Genomic DNA, 19635 nt, shown 5'->3' on the forward strand with positions numbered 1-19635 from the left:
CCGCCGGTGGGTCGGCAGCGATCGACGCCTGCGCTGGTGACACGATGCGATCATGCGTTCGGCGTCACCGGAGCCGTACGGGCCGTCCCGCCCGCACCCGGCGATCTTCGTTCCCCCGCTGCGGCACCGCGAGGGCCCCTGCGCCGGGCGCCGCTGCGACGAGGTCGTCACCCCGGCGGTACGGGCAGCCCTGTGGCGCTTCCTCCGCGGCACCGCCCACCTGCTGCATCCCGGCGCCGCCACGCCCGACGAGCCCGCCCGGCTGTCCGGCCTCAACGACGGCCGCGGCGCCGACGTGAAGGTCGGCATGCTCGGCACCGACACCAGCGGCGTCTGCCTCGTGCTCGCGGCCCGTCCCGCCGGGGCCGGTGCGCGACCGCAACGCCCGTGGCGCGACGGGCTCGGGGCCGAGGGCGTACGGGACGACGCCTCCGTGGTCTCCGGCGTGCAGGAGGCGGCACCGGCGGACGTGGCGCCGCTGCTGGCGGAGGAGCCGCCCGGGCACGCCCGGCCCTGGCTCGTCGTCAGGGCTTTCGTGCGGGAGCGGACCGGAACGCTCGCCGTGGATCCGGGCGACGGCGTGCTGCGGCCGGTCCTGGGCTTCTCCGTCCTGCGGCTCGGCGGTCCGCGGCCGGCGGGGGAGCGGCCGGCCCGCTGCCCGGGGTGCGGGGAGGGCCGGGTCCGCCGCTACGCCGCCTTCGACCTCTGCCCCGACTGCGGCTGGTCGGTGCAGCCGGAATGAGGGCGGGGAACGCTCAGCCCCGGCCGGGCCCGGCCGATGGGCGGGCATGCCCCTGCTGCGCCGACTCGCCCTGCTGCTCAGCGCCGTCCTGACGGCGACCGGTGCCGCCGTGCCCGCCGCGGCGGCGTCCGGCTCCTGCCTGCCGGCCGGCGGCGGCCCGGCCTGCCAGGTCTGGACCGGCAAGGTGGTCCGCGTCGGCGACGGTGACACCGTCCTGGTCGACGTCGCCGGGGACGGCACGAACAACCCGCGCTGGATCCGGCTCATCAACGCGCAGGCCATGGAGTTCACGGTCTACTCCTCGATACCGTCCCGCCGCCGCGGTGAGTGCCACGCCCTGGCCGCCGCCGCCCGCTTCGAGCAGCTGGTCAAGGCCGGTGGCGGGGTGGTCCGGATGACCGCGCAGCATGCGTCGAGCTCCAGCCGCAACCGTCCGCTGCGCGCCGTCGAGGTCCGGATCAACGGGGTGTGGCACGACGTCGGCCTCGACCTGATCCGGCACGGCCTGGCGCTGTGGCAGCCGTTCAAGGGCGAATGGGCCTGGAATGGGTCGTACCGGGTGGCCGAGGCCCGCGCCGCCCGGGAAGGGCTCAACCTCTTCGACACCGACAGCTGCGGAAGTGGCCCCTACCAGAGCGCGGCGCTGACGGCGGTCGTCAACTACGACGCCGAGGGGCTCGACGACCAGAATCTCAACGGCGAATGGGTACGCATCGACAACGCCTCCCGCTACGCCGTCCCGATCGGCGGCTGGTGGGTCCGCGACTCGGGCCTGCGCCGCTACACGTTCCCGGCTGGCACGGTGGTTCCCGCCGGCGGCTCGGTCTGGGTGCACGTCGGCAAGGGCCGCGACACCGCCACCCACAAGTACTGGGGCCTGACCGCGCCGGTCTTCGACAACCCCACCGACGACGAGCAGGCGCTGGGCGACGGGGCGTACGTCTTCGACCCCCGCGGCGACCTGCGGGCGTGGATGCAGTACCCCTGAAGCCGTGACACTAGGCTGCTGGCGTCACACGGACGCAGCAAGGGGGCACCATGGTCGCCGGCGAGCGGGAGCGCCTTCCGGGGTCGGGCACGGCCGTCGAGGTGGCACGCCTGCCGCGGGGGCGGCACGACCTGCCCCGCGAGTTCGTCTCGCGCACGCAGCGTGACCGGCTCATCGACGCGATGGCCCGGGTCGTGGCCGAGAAGGGATATCCGAACGCTTCCCTGACCGAGGTCTGTGCCGCGGCCGGTGTGTCGACCCGCGCCTTCTACGAGCACTTCGCCGACAAGGAGGCGTGCCTGCTGGCCGCCTTCGACCTGGGCGTCGAGCTGATGCAGAAGACCGTCGCCGAGGCGTTCGGGCGGCCCGCGAAGTGGCCGCAGCGGATCCACTGCGGGCTCGACACGCTGCTGCGGCTGCTCGCCGCGGAACCGGCGTTCGCCGTACTCGCCGTGGTGGAGGTGCTGGCCGCCGGGCCGCGGGCGCGGGAGCGGCGGCGGATGCTGCTGGAGAGCTACACCGGGTTCTTCGCCGGGGTGCCCCAGCGCCCCGGCGGGCCGGCCGTGCCCGCCGGGGTCGTGGAGGCCGTCATCGCCGGCGTGTACGGGGTCATCTTCGACCTCGTCTCCACCGGCCGGGTCGCGGAACTGCCGGATCGGCTGCCCGACCTCACGTACTTCGTGCTGGCGCCGTTCCTGGGACCCGCCGTGGCGGCCCGGGTGGCCGCCTCCGGCTGAGCGCGTCAGCCCTCGGGCGGCGGCGCCACCGTGCCGTCGGTCACCGTGATCTGCTGAGTCGCGTCGGTGGTGTCGGTGATCGCGTACCGGGCCCGGAAGGTCGCCGTGGTGGCGCCGGTGGGGCAGGTGAGGCCGCCGGTCACCCGGATCGGCAGGGTCACGCCGGCGGAGAAGTCCAGCACCGGCGGGCCGGCCTCGGTGCCGGCGATCCACGGCCCGCTCAGCGTCGCGGGGCCGTCCGGGGCCACCGTCACCGTGCAGGAGGCCAGGCCGGAGATCGTGGTGACCACGCCCGCGGTGGGGATGGTCATCGTGCCGGTGGAGCCCGCCGGATCGTACTGCAGGGCGATGGTCCAGTCGCCGTTGGTGTTGTTGGAGGCGGTACGGGCCGTCGTGAACAGGACGTTGGTCGGGCAGTTGCCGCCGTTGTTGGTGAACGTCGCCGGGGTCACGGTGGACACCACCGGGCCGTCCGGGCTGGTGTTGGCGGGCTCGGCCGGCACCAGCCCGGTGTTGCCGGACTGGTTGCAGGTCACCGTGGTGCTGCCGACCACGAAGCTGGCGGTGGTGCCGCTCACCAGGCTGGCGGCGTACGCGTGCCCGGCCGGCCCGACGGTGGTGCCGCTCGCGAGCGCCAGGGCGGGAACGGCGGGCAGCACGCCGAGGCCGAGGCCGAGGGCGGCGACGACGCCCGTACGGCGGAGATGTCGCATCGTTTCTCCTTCTAGAAGCACTCGGTCTTGCCCCAGTGCAGGGACAGCTTGAGGTTGCGCAGGTTGAACTCGCCGGCCGAGGTGGACCAGGCGATCTGCTTGAGGTCGGTGATCGTGACCCGGTCGGCCTGCTGGCTGAAGAAGCCCTCGCGGCGCTGGGCCTTCTCGCCCGGGTCGTTGTCGGGGCCCTTGTCCAGGGTGGAGGCGTCCCGGCCGATCTCGATCGTCTCGAACTTGGCGTTGCCTTCGAGCTGGGCCATGTCGACGACCATGTTCTTCGCGGTCACCGGCTGGCCTCCGGTGCCGGCGCGGATCATCAGGCTCACCGAGCCGAAGTCGCCGAGGTCGGTGACGACGGACTGGCACAGGTTGGTCAGGGTGGCGGTCTTCATCGCCGAGACGGCGACGGGTTCGGGCTTCTGGCTCTGCGGGTCGCTGCCCGGCTCGATGCGGGCGTCCACCGTGCCGTACTGGATGAAGCCGGAGGCCACGAGCTCGTCGGCGCTGACCTTGAACTGCTGGCCCGAGACGACGAACGTCGCGGCCAGCGCGCCCTGCGAGATCAGCGACACCACGCCGGCGGTGGCGACGGTGCTGAGCGCCATCACCACGCCGAAGCGGCGCCAGCGGATGCGGCCTTCCGGGGTTGACGCGCGAGGTTCGGTCACCGTCGTGACTCCCGTCCGGAGGGGATCCAGAAAAGGTCGTTTTTCTGGGTGGTCGGACCGTAACTCCGGGCGGAAGGACCGTCAAGACATGAATTGCCGTCGATGTTCCGGACCCCGCGGCGCCGGCCAGGAGCGCAGCGCCCACCACCACCGCACCGTGTCGAGCACGGTCAGCGGCTCGCCCAGCCCGGTGAGCTCCTGCAGCCGGCGCAGCCGGTAGCGCACGGTGTTCGGGTGCAGGTGCAGCGCCTCCGCGGTGCGGTCCAGGCGCTGCCCGGCGTCCAGGTAGGCCAGTGCGGTGGACACGAGGTCGTGGTGGAAGTCGTCGCCCGGGTCCAGGGCGCCGAGCAGGCCGCGGGACAGGAAACCGGCGAGCATGGGCTGAGCCGCGAGCGCGGTCTCGCCGGCCAGGTCCACCACGTCGTGCACCCCGGTGAGCGCCGCTCCGGCCGCGGCCTGCAGGGCCGTCACGCACAGGGCGTACGCGCCCGGCGCCCGCTCGAGGGCAACCGCGGGCGTGGTCACCACCAGCGCGGCCGTCGCCGGCGGCGGGGACGGCAGCCGGGGCGCCAGCCCTGCCAGCAGCCCGGCCACCGGTGCCGCGACGCCGCCGCAGCGGGCCACGGCCTGCTCCAGCCGGCGGACCTGCCCGGGATCGGCGGCGTCGGACACCAGGCAGTGGTACGTCCCGCCGGCGCGCAACCCGAAGCGGCCCGGATCGGCCGCGGTCCCGTCGTCCTCGCCGAGCAGCAGCCGTCGCAGCAGGCCGATCCGGGCGTCGCGCTGATCACGGCCGAGCTCGCGCTCGGCGGCCCGGTACCCGCCGACGACGTGCCGCTCCAGCCGGGTGCCGTAGCGGTCGAGCTTGAGCAGGGCCTGCAGCATCACGTCGGTGGCGATGCCCGCGGCGCGGCCCCGCTCGATGGCGATCTCCAGGATCCGGCTGCGGCCCGCGTGCAGCCCGGACAGCAGCGCGGCCACCGGTACGCCCAGCGCCGCGCGTTCGGCGCCGAAGCGCGCGGCCGGGCCGAAGTCCGGTTCGCCGTCGCCGGTGAACGCCGCGAACCCGGCGGTGAGCAGCGCGGCGACGTGCCGCCGGCTCTCCGCCCAGGGCATCCGCGCGATCCCGGGCGACTCGCAGCGCGCCGCGTGCACGACCTCGTCGACGAGCTGGGCGTCGGCGGCGAGGTCGGCCACCAGGACCGTCAGGGCGTCCTCGCGCGATTGTGGGCGGTGCACAACGGGCTGCTGCGGCATTGGTTCCCGTCCTCTATCCGCGCGGAGCTATTCATTGTTCCCTATGCGTTACCGCAAAGTAACATCGCGGGGCGCCCGGCGGAACCGCCCGGCGGCGCCCCGCCCGTCGCCGCAGGAGGCGTCCGTGCGCGCTGCATCCGTACCGAAAGCCCTGCTGGCCCTGCTCGTCGCGGTCGTGCCGGCAGTGCCCGCGCAGGCCGCCGCGCCGGCCCTCAAGGAGGTCATGTTCGTCGGTAACAATTGGGAGGGCACGGTCGACGTCATCGCCTCGCGCGGCGACTTCGCCAAGCTGGGCCGGATCAACGTCGTGCCGGACAAGAGCGAGCGGCTCTGGGAGATCTACCTCAACCCGATCAAGCTGGCGTTCTACCTCGGCATCCAGCTCGGCCCCGGCGAGGGGCACGACCAGCTCGTCGACGACATGTACACCACCCCGGACGGCAGCGCGCTGGTGGTCTCGCGGCCGAGCTTCGCCGACGTGGTCTCGATCGACCTGGCGACCGGGGCGGTGCGCTGGCGGTTCCCGGTCTCGGGCTTCCGCTCCGACCACATGGCCGTGTCGCCCGACGGCAAGGCCGTCGCGGTCTCCGCCTCCACGTCGGACACCGTGCACGTGCTCGACATCGACACCGGCCGGCAGCTCGGCTCCTTCGCCGCCGGCGACACGCCGCACGAGAACATCTACACCGACGGCGGCAAGTACCTGTGGAACATGTCCATCGGCGAGGTCAACACGTCGCTCGACGATCCCTCGCAGGACTGGACCAAGGGCGACCGGCACATCACCGTCGCCGACGCCAAGACCTTCCAGACGGTACGCACGATCGACATGCGTCCCCGCCTCGACGCGTTCGGCCGCTCCGACCTGTCCGACGCCGTCCGGCCGGCCGTCTTCACCCCCGACGAGAAGAAGCTGTACTTCCAGGTCTCCTTCTTCAACGGGATCGTCGAGTACGACGTGCCGGGCGACCGCATCACCCGCGTCAAGGAGCTGCCCAAGAACCCGGCCACCAACGAGGACCGCACCACCTGGGTCAACGACTCGCGCCACCACGGCCTCTCGATCAGCCCGGACGGCGGCAAGCTCTGCGTGGCCGGCACCATGGACGACTACGCCACGATCGTCGACCGGGCGACGCTGGCGCAGGGCGAGCTGGTCTCGGCCAGCAAGCCGTACTGGGCGACGGTCAGCGGCGACGGGCTGGACTGCGTGATCTCCGAGTCCGGCGCCGACCAGGTGACGGCGATCAGCTTCGCGACCGGCAAGCGGGTCGCGACGGTCCCGGTCGGGGACCACCCCCAGCGGGTACGCATCGGCCACGTCGCGACCACCTGGACGCCGCCCCGCGCATCTTGATCTCGCGGAGCGATGTCCCTCCCGATGCATCCGTGATGTGCTGAACCCATGAGCGATGAGCGGGTGACCAACTGGGCGGGGAACATCGTCTTCGGCGCGCGGCGGCTGCGCCGGCCGTCCACCGTCGAGCAGGTGCAGGAGCTGGTCGCGGCCGGCAACCCGGTCAAGGTGCTGGGCAGCGGCCACTCCTTCAACCGGATGGCCGACACCACGGGCGACCTGGTCTCCCTGACCGGCCTGCCGCGGTTCGCCGAGATCGCCCCGGACCGCAGGACGGTCCGGGTCGACGGCGGCATCCGCTACGGCGAGCTCTTCAGCCGCCTGGACGCCGAGGGTCTGGCGCTGCACAACACGGCGTCGCTCCCGCACATCTCGGTGGCGGGCGCGATCGCCACCGCGACCCACGGGTCCGGCGGCCGCCACGCCAACCTCGCCACCGCCGTCTCGGGCATCGAACTGATCCGCGGCGACGGCGAGCTCGTCACGCTGCGCCGCGACACCGACGGCGACACCTTCGCCGGTGCGGTGGTGCACCTCGGCGCCCTCGGGGTGATCACGGCGCTGACCCTGGACGTCGAGCCCGCGTACGAGATCCGCCAGTACGTCTACGACGGCGTCCCTCGCGCGTCGATCGAGGAGCACCTGCCGGAGATGCTCGCCGACGGGTACAGCGTCAGCCTCTTCACCGACTGGAGCGGACCGGACATCAGCATGGCGTGGCTCAAGCGCCGGGACCCCGTACCGGCCGGCGACTGGTACGGCGCCCGCCGCGCGGACGGCCCCCGCCACCCGGTGCCCGGCATGCCGGCGCTGAACAGCACCGACCAGTCCGGCGAACCGGGACCGTGGCACACCCGGCTGCCGCACTTCCGCATGGAGTTCACCCCCAGCAGCGGCGAGGAACTCCAGTCGGAGTACCACGTCGCCCGCGAGCGCGCCCTGGAGGCGATCGACGCGGTGCAGGCCATCGCCGCGGACGTCGCCCCGGTGCTGCAGACGTGCGAGCTACGCACGATCGCGGCCGACGACCTGTGGCTGAGCCCCAACTACCACCGCGACACGTTCGCCCTGCACTTCACCTGGATCGCCGACACCGAGGCCGTCCTTCCCGTCGTGGCGAAGCTGGAGCAGGCACTGGCACCCTTCGACGCCCGCCCGCACTGGGGCAAGGTCTACACCACGACCCCGGAATCGGTACGCGCCCAGTACGATCGCTTCCGCGACTTCGTGGCCCTGGCCGGTGAGTACGACCCGAACCGGATCTTCCGGAATCCCTGGCTCGACGCCCTGCTCGACTAGGGTCACCAGCCGTCGATGTGCAGGACCTCGTCGAGCGGCTGCCGTGCCGCCGGGCGGAAGGTGTCGCCCGTGTAGTACGCGGTGGGGATCAGCGCTCCCTGGTGCACGCCGGCGGGAAGACCCAGGATCTCGGCGGCCTCGCGCTCGTAGGCCAGGTGCAGCGTGGTCCACGCGGTGCCGAGGCCGCGGGTGCGCGCCGCCAGCATGAAGCTCCAGGCGGCCGGGAGCAGCGAGCCCCACAGCCCGGCCTGATTCCCCTCGGGAAGCCGGTCGCGGCCGGTGCGCAGGCAGGGAATCACGTGCACCGGAACCTCGCCGAGCCGGTCGCCCAGGTAGGCGACGCTGTCGCCGACCCGCTGCTGCACCGGGGCCCGGGTGTCGTCGTCGGCGAACAGCTTGCCGGCTGCGCCCTCGGAGGCCAGGTAGTCCTGCACCGCCTTGCGGTACAGCTCGCCCAGGGCGGCGCGCCGCTGCGCGTCGGTGACGACGATCCAGTGCCATGACTGCCGGTTCGATCCGCTCGGTGCCTGCAGGGCGATCTCGAGGCATTCCCGGACGAGGGAGAGCGGCACGTCCCGGGTGAGGTCCAGGCGCTTGCGGACGGAGCGGGTCGTGGTCAGCACCTGATCGGCGGTCAGTTCGGGCATGCGGGCATTATGCCTCGGCCAGGGCCACGGTCAGCAGGAGCAGCCACTGGGGGTCGCGGAGGCGGTCGCCGTACAGCTCGCGGAGGCGGGACATGCGGTAGCGGACGGTCTGCGGGTGCACGAAGAGCTCCGCGGCCACGTCCTCGCGGCGGCCCTGGTGCAGCAGCCAGCTGCGCAGCGTCTCCACCAGCTTGGCCGCGGTCGCCTCCCGCTCCTCGGCCAGCGGCGCCAGGGCCCGCTCGCGCAGATCCGCCAGCGCCTCACAGTCCGCGGTGACGACCAGGGTCAGCAGGTGGTCCTCGGTGTCGACGGCGGCCGTTCCGGAGCCCCCCAGCCCGAGGCGCGACACCCGGACGGCCCGGGCGAGCGACTCGCGGACGCGTAGCCACGGGCGGGCCGGGCCGGCGATCGCGCCCCGGCCGGTCAGCAGGCGCAGGAGGTGGGCGCGGGACGGGCCGTGCGCGTCCGGCACCAGCAGCAGCGAGGTCTCGGGCAGGTCCGGGCCCGCCTCCGCGACCTGCAGGGTGCGCGGGTCGAGCAGGTCGGCCACGGGCCGGGCGGCGCGCTCGGGCACCAGCACCGCGGTCAGGGTCTGCGGCGGCGCCCACTCCGCGCGCTCCGCTGCGGCGGTCGCCACGTGCGCGGGCTCCCCGGCGGCCAGGGTCTGGGCCAGCAGCTCGAGGTGGCGCCGGCGGGCCCGGCCGGACTTGGCCAGTTCGTCGGCGTGACCGGACACGCTCGCCGCGGAGAGCTCGTCGATGTAGGCGAAGACCAGCTCGGCGAAGTGGGCGATGGTGGGCGCCGGCTGGCCGGCGGCGACGCTGATCGCGGCGAGCTCGCGCCAGGAGACGCGGGCGCCCACCCGGTACGCCGCGAGCAGCGCGTCGAGGCTGCGCCCGGAGCGCGCCTCGCCGCGGCCCAGGGCGTACGCCGCCTGCAGCGCCGGGGCCAGCGGGGAGCGCGAGTCGGAGCCCGGCGCCCGGGAGACCAGGTTCAGGAACGTGTTGAGGGCCGCCTGGACCGCCTTCTCGATCTTGGCGCCCATCTCGCCGGCGAAGGCCTTCTTGTACGCCGGGACCTCCGCGGTGATCGCCGTGATCGTCTGCACGGCGACGTCCGGCAGTCCTTTCCGCAGGGGTGCCACCAGCTCCGCGGAGAGGCGGAAATCGCGTACGTCGGGCAGCGTCTCGTCCATGACGGCTCCCAGGTTTGACGGCGGCGTCTTGTCTTCTGCGAACAATAACTCCCCAAAGATTCACTTCGGTAGGTCAGGCATTCGTTCTCGGAACACAGCAGTCTGGAGTCATGACCGTCACGCATTCCCTGCGGTCCGGGGCCTGGCGGGTCGTCGAACTGATCACGACACCGCTCGTCCCGGCCGACTACCTCGACCAGGTCGCCCCGCTCCGCAACGCCTCGGTGCTGCGCGCCAAGATCCTCGCCGTTCGCCCCGAGACCGCGAACAGCGTCACGCTGACGCTGCGGGCGGGCCGGGGCTGGCGGCCGCACACCCCCGGACAGTACGTCCGGCTCGGCGTCGACGTCGACGGCGTAAGGCTCTGGCGCTCGTACTCGGTCACCAGCGCGCCCCGGCGCGGCGACGACCGGTTCACCGTCACCGTCAACGCGATCCCCGGCGGCGTCGTCAGCACCCAGCTCGTCCGTCGTGCGAAGCGGGGGCAGGTCCTGCACCTCGACGTGCCGGCGGGTGAGTTCACCCTGCCGTCCGCCGTCCCCGCGAAGGTCCTGTTCATCACGGCCGGCAGCGGCATCACGCCAGTGATGGGAATGCTGCGCAGCCACCTGCACCAGCTCAACGATGTGGTCGTCGTGCACTCGGCGCGCACCGCCGAGGATGCGGTCTTCGGCGCGGACCTGCGGGCGCTGGCCGCCCAGGGACGGATCCGCCTGATCGAGCGGCACACCCGGACCGACGGCCGGATCAAGCCGGCCGACCTCGACGAGCTGGTGCCCGACCTGTTCGAGCGGGAGACCTGGGCGTGCGGGCCCAACGAACTGCTCGACGACCTCGAGGAGCACTGGGACCAGGCCGGCGCCCGGGAGCGTCTGCGCACCGAGCGGTTCCGGCCCGCGGTGGTCGTGGACGGCGCCGGGGGCGGTCCGGTGACCTTCACCCGTGCCGGGAAGACGGTCGAGGCCGGCGGCGGACAACCGCTGCTCGAGGCCGGCGAGGCCGCGGGGGTCCTGATGCCCTCCGGCTGCCGCATGGGCATCTGCTTCAAGTGCGTGCTGCCGCTGCGCGAGGGCGCGGTCCGCGACCTGCGCGACGACTCCCTCACCGTCGCCGAGCCGGGCGACTCCATCCTCGTTCAGACCTGCATCAACACCGCCGCCGGCCCGTGCCGGATCGATCTGTAAGGAACCACCGTGACCATTCTGCAGCGCAAGGCCGTCAACCCGATCGCTCACCTCACGCCCGAGGACATCGAACAGATCGGCATCGAGCTCGACGCGATCCGTGACGAGGTGGTGGAAAGCCGCGGCGAGCGCGACGCCGCGTACATCCGGCGGGTGATCGCGGTGCAGCGGCGTCTCGAGATCGGCAGCCGCGCGGTCCTGCTCTTCTCGCTGTTCCCGCCGGCCTGGCTGCTCGGCACCGCCGGCCTCTCGATCTCGAAGATCCTCGAGAACATGGAGATCGGCCACAACATCCTGCACGGCCAGTGGGACTGGATGCGCGACCCGAAGATCCACTCCACCACCTGGGAGTGGGACAGCGCCACGCCGGCCAAGCAGTGGCAGCACTCGCACAACGAGCTGCACCACACGTACACCAACGTGGTCGGCAAGGACAACGACCTCGGGTACGGCATCATGCGCGTCGACGAGGATCAGCCGTGGCACCCCGTCTACCTCGGCCAGCCGCTGTGGAACTTCGTCAACGCCGTCTTCTTCGAGTACGGCATCGCCGCGTACGACCTGGAGCTGGGCCGCAACCTCAAGTCCAAGAAGCGCCGCCGCTCGCCGGAGTTCCGGGCCCGTCTCAAGGAGGTCCGCCGCAAGATCGGCAAGCAGATGCTCAAGGACTACGTGGTGCACCCGGCGCTGTCCGGCCCGTCGTTCCTGCACACCATCGCCGCGAACGCGACGGCCAACATCATCCGCAACCTGTGGACGCACTCGGTCATCATGTGCGGCCACTTCCCCGAGGGCGTGGAGACCTTCGAGCGCACCTCGATCGAGGGCGAGACCCGCGGCGAGTGGTACCTGCGCCAGATGCTGGGCTCGGCGAACATCAGCGGCAGCAAGCTGATGCACATCATGACCGGCAACCTGTCGCACCAGATCGAGCACCACCTCTTCCCCGACCTGCCCAGCAACCGCTACGCGGAGATCGCCCCCAAGGTGCGGGCCCTGTTCGAGAAGTACGACCTCAAGTACGTGACCGGCCCGATGCCGAAGCAGGTCGCCTCCGCCTGGGCGAAGGTCCTCCGGCTCTCGCTGCCGAACCGCGGCCCCGCATCGGTCCGGCCGCCGCGCAAGAAGGTCGATCCCGCGAACAAGCCGGCACCCCGCTGGCAGCGCGCGCAGCCCAAGCCGGCCGGCTCCTGACGGTCCGTGGACCGCTGGTGGCGCGACGCCGTCGTCTACCAGATCTACCCACGGTCGTTCGCCGACTCCGACGGTGACGGGGTCGGCGACCTCCCGGGCGTCACAGCCCGGCTCGGGTACGTCGCCGGCCTGGGTGCCGGCGCGGTCTGGCTGACGCCCTTCCAGCGCTCACCCCAGGCCGACCACGGGTACGACGTCAGCGACTACCGCGACGTCGACCCGCTGTTCGGCGACCTCGCCGCGTTCGACGCGTTGCTCACCGAGGCGCACGCCCGGGGCCTGCGGGTCGTCGTCGACCTGGTGCCCAACCACTGCTCGGCCGAGCACCCGCTGTTCCGCGCCGCGCTGGCGGCCGGGCCCGGCAGCGCCGAGCGGGCGCGGTTCCACTTCGCCGACGGCCGCGGTCCCGGCGGGGACCAGCCGCCCAACAACTGGCCGAGCGTCTTCGGCGGCCCGGCCTGGACCCGGGTCCAGGAGGCCGACGGGCGGCCCGGCCAGTGGTACCTCCACCTGTACGCGCCGGAGCAGCCCGACTGGAACTGGCGTGACCCGCGTACGGCCGAGTTCTTCGACGGCGTGCTGCGCTTCTGGTTCGGCCGGGGCGTGGACGGGCTGCGCATCGACGTCGCCCACGGGCTCTACAAGGCCGACGGGCTGCCCGACCTGCCCGACCCGGACGCCGTGCCGCCCATGCGCCTGCGAGGCAACCCGCTCGCCTGCGACCGCGACGAGGTGCACGACGTCTACCGGCGATGGCGCACGATCGCGGACTCGTACGAGCCGCCGCGGGCGCTGATCGGCGAGGTGAACCTCGAGCCCGAGCGGGCCGCGCGCTACGTCCGCGCCGACGAGCTGCACCAGGCCTTCGCCTTCGCTTTCGTCACGGCGCCCTGGGACGCCGGGCGGTGGCGGGAAATCGGCGGCCGGTTGCTCGCCCACGGCGACGTGACGTGGGTGGTGGAGAACCACGACGTCGTGCGTACGCCCACCCGCTACGGCAACGCCGCCCGGGCCCGCGCGGCCCTCCTGACGATCCTTGCCCTGCCCGGCGCCGCGTACCTCTACCAGGGGCAGGAACTGGGACTGCCCGAGGTGGACGTCCCGCCGGCGGCGCGGCAGGACCCGGCGTGGGCCCGGTCCGGGATCAGCCGGGACGGCTGCCGCGTACCGCTGCCGTGGCACCGCGACCCGGCCGGTGCCTTCGGCTTCTCGCCGGGCGGCTCGGCGCCGCCATGGCTGCCCGTGCCGCCGGGGTGGGGCGATCACGCGGTCGAGGCGGAGCCGGAGACGCTCGTCCTCTGCCGGGCGGCGCTGGCCCTGCGCCGACGGTGGCACGCCGACGGCATCCTCGGCGCCGACGATCCCGTCGAGTGGTCCGTGCAGGGCGGCGACCTGCTGGTCGCCGTACGGGGAAAGGCCATGGTCCTGGCCGTCGCCATGGGCGACCGGGCCGTGCCGCTGCCGGCCGGGAGTGTGGCGCTGACCAGCGGACCTCTCACGGACGACGGGCTGCTGCCGCCGGACACCGCGGCCTGGCTGCGTCGCTGCTGACCGTCCACTCCGGCAAGTGCCGGTCGAATTTCTCCTCGGTACCTCGTGCCGCCTCCCGCCGGCCGCGACAGTGAAATCTGCTCACGGACGTGGGAAGAACCTGGAGGAGAAGTGACGGGAATCAAGAAGGTGATCACCTGGCTGGAGGCGTGCTGATGGTCGCCCCCGGACCGGTGCCACCCTCACGTTCGACTCGCCGCAGATCAAAGACCACTTCGAAGGCTGAAACAGCGGAACCGCGGTTGCGCCCGGGTGCCGGGACCTGATCCCCTACGTGGACGATGAGCCACGAACAGTTCGCGCCCCGCCGCTACCTGGGTGTGGTGGTGTCCAGCACCTTCCGGTTCCTGCAGCAGCATCGCGCCGTCCTCATCAAGGCGGTGGAGGGGCAGGGGCTGCACGCCGTGGCGATGGAACAGGACGCGGCGCTGCCGGCCACCACGGTCGTCGACGCGTCGTTGCAGAAGGTGCGGGACGCCGCCGCGTACGTCGGCATCGTGAGCCACCGCTACGGCGAGATCCCGGAGTCCGAGCGCAATCCCGAACGGCTGTCGCTGACGGAGCTCGAGTTCCGCGAAGCGCGGCGGCTCGACCGGCCGATGCTGATCTTCATCATGGGCGACGACCACGAGGTGAAGCTCGGGGCCCTGGAACGGGACCCCGAGAAGGTCCGCAAGCTCGAGGCCTTCCGGGAGTCGGTGAAGCAGGCGACCTCCGCCTCGCCGGAGGAGTGCGTCTACGCCGAGTTCAACAGCCTCTCCGAGTTCGCCGTGGCGGCCACCCAGTCCGTCGCGGAGCTGCGCCGGTATCTGGACACCCGGCCGCCGACCGGCCCGGCCCCCGCACCGTCCGCGGCCGGGGTCCCGGCCGGCCAGGCCGACGGCATCCCGGTGGCCCCGGCCTTCTACGCGGAACCGCCGTACATCGGCTCGCACGCGTTCGTCGGCCGGGCCGCGCAGCTCCAGACGCTGCGGGACTGGGCGGCCCCGGCGGAGGCGCATCCGATCATGCTCATCGAGGCCATCGGTGGCACCGGTAAGAGCATGCTCACCTGGGAGTGGACCACCGGCTACGCCGGCGCCGCCCGGCCGGACTGGGCCGGGCAGTTCTGGTACTCCTTCTACGAGAAGGGCGCGGTCATGGCGGACTTCTGCCGCCGCGCCCTCGCCTACATGACCGGCCGGCCGCTCGCCGAGCTGCACAAGACCAAGCAGCGGGAGCTCAGCGAGCTGCTCCTGCGCCATCTCCAGGCGCGCCCCTGGCTGCTGGTTCTGGACGGCCTGGAACGGGTCCTCGTGGCCTACCACCGCTACGACGCGGCCCAGGTCGCCGACGAGCAGGCGGGCGGCTCGGACGAGGTGGCCCACCGGGACCCGCGCGACGCCATCCGGCCCGACGACGACGAGCTCCTGCGCCGCCTGGCCGCGGCGTCGCCCTCGAAGATCCTCGTCACCTCCCGGCTGGTGCCCCGGATCCTGCTCAACCGGGCGAACCAGCCGATCCCCGGGGTACTGCACGAGCGCCTGCCCGGCCTGCGGCCCGCCGACGCCGAGGGGCTGCTGCGGGCGTGCGGGGTGCGTGGCGACTCGCCGTTGATGCAGGCGTACCTGCAACGCCACTGCGACTGCCACCCGCTGGTGACCGGCATCGTGGCCGGTCTGGTGAACGATTACCTGCCGGACCGCGGGAACTTCGACGCCTGGGCGACCGACCCCCGCCACGGCGGCGAACTGGACCTGGCCGAGCTGGATCTGATCCAGAAGCGCAACCACATCCTGGAGGCCGCCCTGGTGGCGCTTCCGGACACGAGCCGGCAGCTGTTGTCCACGTTGGCGTTGCTGTCCGAGGCGGCCGACTACCCGACGCTGAGCGCACTCAACCCGCATCTGCCTCCCGAGCCGGAGATCGAGCCTGTCGCGCCGCCGGAGGAGGAGTTCCTGTGGCCGCTGCTGTCGGAGGAGGAGCGCCGGGCGCAGCAGGATCGGCACGCCGCCCAGCTCGGCCGGCGCGACCGGAGCCTCGAGGCGCATGCGGCATGGCAGCGCCTGCGTCCGGGGGCCGACGCGCATCTCGCCGAGACCGTCCGCGACCTGGAGCGGCGCGGCCTGCTGCAGTACGACCGGCAGGTGGGCCGGTACGACCTGCACCCGGTGATCCGGGGCATCGCCGCCGGCCGGCTGCGCCCGGACGAGCGGGACCGCTTCGGCCAGCGCGTCGTCGACCACTTCGGCCGCCAGGAACACCCGTACGACCAGGCCGACTCGCTGGAGGATCTGCGCGACGGGCTGACCGTGGTGCGGACCCTGCTGCGGATGGGCCGGCTGCGCGACGCGTACCGGGCGTACAAGGACAACCTCTCGCAGGCGCTGGTCTACAACCTGGAGGCGAGCGGCGAGGTGCTGGGCCTGCTGCGGCCGTTCTTCGGAAGCGACTGGACGTCTCCGGCGCGGAACCTTCCCGGCCGGGCCTTCAGCGCCGTGGCCAGCGACGTGAGCACCGCCTTCTCGCAGATGGGCGAGACCGCGCAGGCCCTGGAGGTCGACGTGGCAGCGCTGAAGGTCGACGTGGCGGCCAAGCACCGGAAGTTCGTGCAGGTGGGGCTGGGCAACATCGCCGCGGATCTGCACGATCTGAACCGGACCGCGAAGGCGTACTACTGGCGGCGACGGGCGATCGCGCTGGCCGAGCGCGGCTTCGACGAGGAATACCTCTACTGTGCCCGGCTGGATTTCTTCGACGACCTGAGCGAGTTCGGTCAGTGGGACGCCGCCGCCTCCCTGTGGCGGACCCTCGAGGGGATGGTCCGGCCGCGTTCCAGCCTGCTCTATCAACGAGGTGACGCCGAGGCCTACTACGCGCGCTACCTGTTCTACCGGGGTGGCCTCACCGAGCACCATCTCGCCGTGGCGGCCAGGGAGTGCGCGACGGGCCACAACCGGTTCACCATCCGCAAGGTCCTCTCGCTGCGCGGACGCTGGCTGCTGAGCCGTGGGGAGTGGGAGTCGGCCGCGGAGAGTTTTCATGAAGCGGTGCGGATGGCGCACGAGGTCGGCGTGAGCGACGTCGCCGCGGAGACCTGGCTGGCGGTGGCCCGGGCGCGGCACGGCGAGCCCGCGGCCCGGGAGGTGGCCGAGCGTCTGGCCGGCGTACGGGCCCCGGCGCACCTGCCGCTGGCGGAGCTGTGGCAGGCGGTCGGTGACCGGGAGCGGGCGCGCGTCCACGCCCTTGCCGCATACCGGGAGGCGTGGGCCGACGGCGAGCCGTATGCGTACCGCCACGACCTGGACCAGGCTGCCGCCCTGCTGACCGTTCTCGGTGGTGAGCCGCCGCGGCTGCCCGCGTACGACCCGGCGCGGGATCGCCCGCTGCCGTGGGAGGAAGAGGTCATCGACGAGCTCGACCAGCTCGACGCGACGAACGGGGCCTGGGACGCCGACCTGGACCTCGATCCGCATCAGTCGTACTTCGGCGACGACTGACCGGTTGCGGCGGTCTGCCAGGATGACCGGCCGTGGGCGTGATCAAGAGGTTTCTGGGCAAGGCGGAGGACCGCCCGGCCTGGCTCAACATCCTCCGGGGCATCGCCGGTACGGCGGTGCTGCTGTTCGTCGTCTTCCCTCTGGCGATCGGCCTGCTCGCTGTGGGGCTGGTCCTGAGCGGCCGGATGACATGGGACCTCGTCGAGATCCCGTGGCTGATCGCGATCCGCCTCTCGCCCTTCGTGACGTACCCGGTCCACGACTTCCTCGCCGCTCACGCCGGCGGCCTGCCGGTGAGCGGGGACGCGTTGTGGCTGGCCTGGCGGGTCCTCGCGATCGCGATCTTGATTGCCGGGTTCACCGGGGTGCTGTGGGCCCGGGCGGCCCGGGTGGTGCTGGTGGTGACCACGGCCGCCATGATGGGCGCCGGCACCCCGGACCTGTACGGCCGGGTGACGTTGTACCTCACCGCCGCATGGCTGGCGATCGAGGCGTTCCTGCTCTACCGGCGGAGCGGGCGGTTGCGCTTCGCGGTGCGCAAGCGGATGAGCACGCGGCCACCGACGTTCGCCGACGACCACCTCGAGGTCACCGTGGTGCCGGATCCTCCGGCCGGCCGGTGAGGTCCTCGATCGATAAGGGTAGCCTTACCAGCATGCCGAACAGACCAGCCCGCCCCGCGCGGACCGGAGTCGTCACCCGGGTCGAGCAGCTCACCCCGCACATGGTGCGCATCGTGGTGGGCGGCGACGGACTGCGGGAGGTGCAGGCCGGGGAATTCACCGACCACTACGTCAAGGTGCTCTTCCCGCGCCCGGGCGTCGCCTACCCGGAGCCGTTCGACATGGGGGCCATCCGCGAGACGATGCCGCTGGACGCGTGGCCGGCCGTGCGGACGTACACGGTGCGGCGCTGGGATCCCGAGGTCCCGGAGCTCTGGCTCGACTTCGTGGTGCACGGCGACGAGGGCATCGCGGGTCCGTGGGCGGCCTCGGCGCGGCCCGGTGACGTGGTGCGATTCACGGGGCCCGGCGGTGGTTACGCCCCCGACCCGGCCGCCGGCTGGCACCTGCTCGCCGGGGACGAGAGCGCACTGCCCGCCATCGCCGCCGCGCTGGAGCGGATGCCGGCGGGCGCGCGCGTGCACGCCTTCGTCGAGGTCGCCGATGCCGCCGAGGAGCAGAAGCTGGACGCCGGGGTCACCTGGCTGCACCGCGGCGGGCGGCCGGTCGGCGAGGCGCTGGTCGCAGCCGTGCGCGACCTGGAGTGGCCCGCCGGGGACGTGCAGGCGTTCGTCCACGGCGAGGCGGGTTTCGTCAAGGAGCTGCGCCGGCTGCTGCGGGTGGAGAAGCAGATCCCGGCGGCCCGGCTGTCGATTTCCGGATACTGGCGCCGGGGCCTGAACGAGGACGGCTGGCAGTCGAGCAAGCGGGAGTGGAACCAGCAGGTCGAGGCGGAGCAGGGGCAGTAGACCGGCCGTGCGGCCGGTCCACTGCCGGGGCGCCTACATGTGGAAACGTTCGTACTGACCGTTGTTCAGCACCGTGACGATGCCGTCCTCCGAGCGGGCCAGCATGGTGGCGTAGAACTGGATCGCCCGGTTGATCGTGTCGGTTTTGTTGAGGTCGACGAGCTCGCTGGCGCGTTCCAGCGCCGCCATCGAGCGCGCGTTGAGCTTCACCGTCACCTTTGTCGAGGGCGGCGTCGCGGGGGATGAGTGCGGGGGCATGGTCATCGCTCCGGTGTCTTCTTCAGTTCCATATCTGGCCACGGTTCCGTCCCCCTCTGACGTGCCGCTCTATCAGCAAACATGACGCGGCGCCGCGTCATGATCCTCTGTTCGGCTGGTTTCCGGCCAGCCTGAGAACATCGTGCGAGCTGGTTCGGAGCCAGCTTTGAGCCGACGCCACCGTAGCAGCGGAAAGTTGCACGCGCGGAATTGCCCGATGGCTACGATCACGGCCATATATCACGCTTCTCGCGCCATGCAACGAATGGTAATGATGTGATCGGTGGTGCAGAACTTCCGGATGAGGCGAATTGCTGCCTCGACCTCGACGACGAACCGTCGCCCGCTGCGGACCTGCCGGACGGCCCGCTGATTCTGGCGCCGTCGCTGTATTTCCACGGGGATCGCCACACCGAGATCGATCTGCACGCGTGCGAGGGCGAGCCGACGCAGAAGGGGCTTCTGCCATGACGACGATGGATCTCGCCGAGGACGAGGGTGAACCGTCCTGCGCGTCGAACCCTCCGCCGAAACCGCCGCCCGCCGTCCATGTCCGTGAAGTCGCCGGCATGCTGCTGTGGATCTTCGCCGTCTGCGTGGTGCTCATCATCGGACTGGTCACCTGTGTCGCATTCTGGCGCCCGGAATCGCTGGAGGACGTGACCGGATTCTTCGGGACGGTGATCGCGACGCTGGGCACGTTGCTCGGTGGCGTGGTCGCCTTCTACTTTGCCCGGCGCTGAGCAACAAGCTGAGCTCCGGTGAGCGTTGCCGGATATGTCCGCAGTGTTTCTTGCGCGATTCGATGTAATGGCATGACAGCGCTTGCAAGGTCTTGCATCGATGAACGACCGGAGGTTAGCGTGCGTCGTCCCCGCCCATAGGAAGGCCTCGA

The 19635-nt window shown here is 72.1% G+C and carries 19 protein-coding genes; 13 read left to right on the forward strand and 6 right to left on the reverse strand.

Annotated features, from left to right (window positions below; genetic code table 11):
* Positions 1-52: 52 nt before the first annotated feature.
* Genes ACIBO8_RS26890 through ACIBO8_RS26900 form a run of 3 tightly spaced genes read left to right on the forward strand, consistent with a single transcriptional unit; the run spans position 53 to position 2467 of the window.
* Entirely contained in the window at positions 53-742 is a 690-nt protein-coding gene (locus ACIBO8_RS26890) for a hypothetical protein (RefSeq protein WP_396118078.1), read from the forward strand.
* Between the two features lie 46 nt (positions 743-788).
* Positions 789-1730 carry a lamin tail domain-containing protein gene (locus ACIBO8_RS26895; protein WP_396118079.1) on the forward strand — a complete coding sequence of 314 codons (942 nt, stop codon included), beginning with the start codon at positions 789-791 and terminating at the stop codon, positions 1728-1730.
* 50 nt (positions 1731-1780) lie between these two features.
* On the forward strand, positions 1781-2467 hold the full coding sequence (locus ACIBO8_RS26900; RefSeq protein WP_396118080.1) for a TetR/AcrR family transcriptional regulator: 687 nt from the start codon (positions 1781-1783) through the stop codon (positions 2465-2467).
* Between the two features lie 5 nt (positions 2468-2472).
* Here ACIBO8_RS26900 and ACIBO8_RS26905 read toward each other — a convergent pair whose 3' ends face one another.
* From ACIBO8_RS26905 to ACIBO8_RS26915, 3 genes are all read right to left on the reverse strand, one after another.
* Entirely contained in the window at positions 2473-3180 is a 708-nt protein-coding gene (locus tag ACIBO8_RS26905) for a hypothetical protein (RefSeq protein WP_396118081.1), read from the reverse strand.
* 11 nt (positions 3181-3191) lie between these two features.
* Entirely contained in the window at positions 3192-3848 is a 657-nt protein-coding gene (locus tag ACIBO8_RS26910; protein ID WP_396118082.1) for a DUF6230 family protein, read from the reverse strand.
* 81 nt (positions 3849-3929) lie between these two features.
* Complete coding sequence (locus ACIBO8_RS26915) at positions 3930-5087, reverse strand: PucR family transcriptional regulator (RefSeq protein ID WP_396118083.1); 1158 nt, start codon at positions 5085-5087, stop codon at positions 3930-3932.
* Between the two features lie 142 nt (positions 5088-5229).
* Between ACIBO8_RS26915 and ACIBO8_RS26920 the strand changes: the two genes are divergently transcribed.
* Both ACIBO8_RS26920 and ACIBO8_RS26925 read left to right on the forward strand, forming a co-directional pair.
* Positions 5230-6462, forward strand: coding sequence for a YncE family protein (locus tag ACIBO8_RS26920; RefSeq protein WP_396118084.1), 1233 nt, complete (start codon positions 5230-5232; stop codon positions 6460-6462).
* Positions 6463-6510: 48 nt separating this feature from the next.
* A complete protein-coding gene (locus tag ACIBO8_RS26925) occupies positions 6511-7761 on the forward strand; it encodes an FAD-binding protein (protein ID WP_396118085.1) in 1251 nt (416 codons plus the stop codon).
* Positions 7762-7763: 2 nt separating this feature from the next.
* On the opposite strand, the gene ACIBO8_RS26930 is transcribed toward ACIBO8_RS26925, so the two are convergent.
* Both ACIBO8_RS26930 and ACIBO8_RS26935 read right to left on the reverse strand, forming a co-directional pair.
* A complete protein-coding gene (locus ACIBO8_RS26930; RefSeq protein ID WP_396118086.1) occupies positions 7764-8408 on the reverse strand; it encodes a nitroreductase family protein in 645 nt (214 codons plus the stop codon).
* A gap of 7 nt (positions 8409-8415) precedes the next feature.
* Entirely contained in the window at positions 8416-9603 is a 1188-nt protein-coding gene (locus ACIBO8_RS26935; protein ID WP_396118087.1) for a PucR family transcriptional regulator, read from the reverse strand.
* A gap of 110 nt (positions 9604-9713) precedes the next feature.
* Between ACIBO8_RS26935 and ACIBO8_RS26940 the strand changes: the two genes are divergently transcribed.
* The 6 genes from ACIBO8_RS26940 to ACIBO8_RS26965 all read left to right on the forward strand — a co-directional run bounded on the left by ACIBO8_RS26940 (position 9714) and on the right by ACIBO8_RS26965 (position 18482).
* A complete protein-coding gene (locus ACIBO8_RS26940) occupies positions 9714-10787 on the forward strand; it encodes a ferredoxin reductase (RefSeq protein WP_396118088.1) in 1074 nt (357 codons plus the stop codon).
* Positions 10788-10796: 9 nt separating this feature from the next.
* Positions 10797-11981, forward strand: a complete 1185-nt coding sequence (locus ACIBO8_RS26945) for a fatty acid desaturase family protein (protein WP_396118089.1) — start codon at positions 10797-10799, stop codon at positions 11979-11981.
* Between the two features lie 6 nt (positions 11982-11987).
* Positions 11988-13532: a glycoside hydrolase family 13 protein gene (locus tag ACIBO8_RS26950; RefSeq protein WP_396118090.1), complete on the forward strand. Its 1545-nt coding sequence runs from the start codon at positions 11988-11990 to the stop codon at positions 13530-13532.
* A gap of 281 nt (positions 13533-13813) precedes the next feature.
* Entirely contained in the window at positions 13814-17011 is a 3198-nt protein-coding gene (locus tag ACIBO8_RS26955) for a DUF4062 domain-containing protein (RefSeq protein WP_396118091.1), read from the forward strand.
* 32 nt (positions 17012-17043) lie between these two features.
* Complete coding sequence (locus ACIBO8_RS26960) at positions 17044-17634, forward strand: hypothetical protein (RefSeq protein WP_396118092.1); 591 nt, start codon at positions 17044-17046, stop codon at positions 17632-17634.
* A 32-nt stretch (positions 17635-17666) separates the two neighbouring features.
* Positions 17667-18482 carry a siderophore-interacting protein gene (locus ACIBO8_RS26965; protein ID WP_396118093.1) on the forward strand — a complete coding sequence of 272 codons (816 nt, stop codon included), beginning with the start codon at positions 17667-17669 and terminating at the stop codon, positions 18480-18482.
* A gap of 33 nt (positions 18483-18515) precedes the next feature.
* On the opposite strand, the gene ACIBO8_RS26970 is transcribed toward ACIBO8_RS26965, so the two are convergent.
* On the reverse strand, positions 18516-18692 hold the full coding sequence (locus ACIBO8_RS26970) for a hypothetical protein (RefSeq protein ID WP_396118094.1): 177 nt from the start codon (positions 18690-18692) through the stop codon (positions 18516-18518).
* A gap of 324 nt (positions 18693-19016) precedes the next feature.
* Here ACIBO8_RS26970 and ACIBO8_RS26975 point away from each other — a divergent pair, with 324 nt between their 5' ends.
* Positions 19017-19211, forward strand: a complete 195-nt coding sequence (locus tag ACIBO8_RS26975; RefSeq protein ID WP_396118095.1) for a hypothetical protein — start codon at positions 19017-19019, stop codon at positions 19209-19211.
* Between the two features lie 5 nt (positions 19212-19216).
* A complete protein-coding gene (locus ACIBO8_RS26980; protein WP_396118096.1) occupies positions 19217-19483 on the forward strand; it encodes a hypothetical protein in 267 nt (88 codons plus the stop codon).
* The last annotated feature ends 152 nt before the right edge of the window (positions 19484-19635 follow it).

Source organism: Actinoplanes sp. NPDC049681 (genome assembly GCF_044465265.1).
In the GTDB taxonomy this organism is placed as follows: Bacteria; Actinomycetota; Actinomycetes; order Mycobacteriales; family Micromonosporaceae; genus Actinoplanes.

What these genes read in the sequence shown, in the direction of transcription:
- ACIBO8_RS26890 (WP_396118078.1), top strand. Translation starts at nt 53, where the DNA reads ATGCGTTCGGCGTCACCGGAGCCGTACGGGCCGTCCCGCCCGCACCCG.
- ACIBO8_RS26965 (WP_396118093.1), top strand. Translation starts at nt 17,667, where the DNA reads ATGCCGAACAGACCAGCCCGCCCCGCGCGGACCGGAGTCGTCACCCGG.
- ACIBO8_RS26940 (WP_396118088.1), top strand. Translation starts at nt 9,714, where the DNA reads ATGACCGTCACGCATTCCCTGCGGTCCGGGGCCTGGCGGGTCGTCGAA.
- ACIBO8_RS26930 (WP_396118086.1), bottom strand. Translation starts at nt 8,408, where the DNA reads ATGCCCGAACTGACCGCCGATCAGGTGCTGACCACGACCCGCTCCGTC.
- ACIBO8_RS26935 (WP_396118087.1), bottom strand. Translation starts at nt 9,603, where the DNA reads ATGGACGAGACGCTGCCCGACGTACGCGATTTCCGCCTCTCCGCGGAG.
- ACIBO8_RS26900 (WP_396118080.1), top strand. Translation starts at nt 1,781, where the DNA reads ATGGTCGCCGGCGAGCGGGAGCGCCTTCCGGGGTCGGGCACGGCCGTC.
- ACIBO8_RS26925 (WP_396118085.1), top strand. Translation starts at nt 6,511, where the DNA reads ATGAGCGATGAGCGGGTGACCAACTGGGCGGGGAACATCGTCTTCGGC.
- ACIBO8_RS26955 (WP_396118091.1), top strand. Translation starts at nt 13,814, where the DNA reads ATGAGCCACGAACAGTTCGCGCCCCGCCGCTACCTGGGTGTGGTGGTG.
- ACIBO8_RS26980 (WP_396118096.1), top strand. Translation starts at nt 19,217, where the DNA reads ATGGATCTCGCCGAGGACGAGGGTGAACCGTCCTGCGCGTCGAACCCT.
- ACIBO8_RS26895 (WP_396118079.1), top strand. Translation starts at nt 789, where the DNA reads ATGCCCCTGCTGCGCCGACTCGCCCTGCTGCTCAGCGCCGTCCTGACG.
- ACIBO8_RS26905 (WP_396118081.1), bottom strand. Translation starts at nt 3,180, where the DNA reads ATGCGACATCTCCGCCGTACGGGCGTCGTCGCCGCCCTCGGCCTCGGC.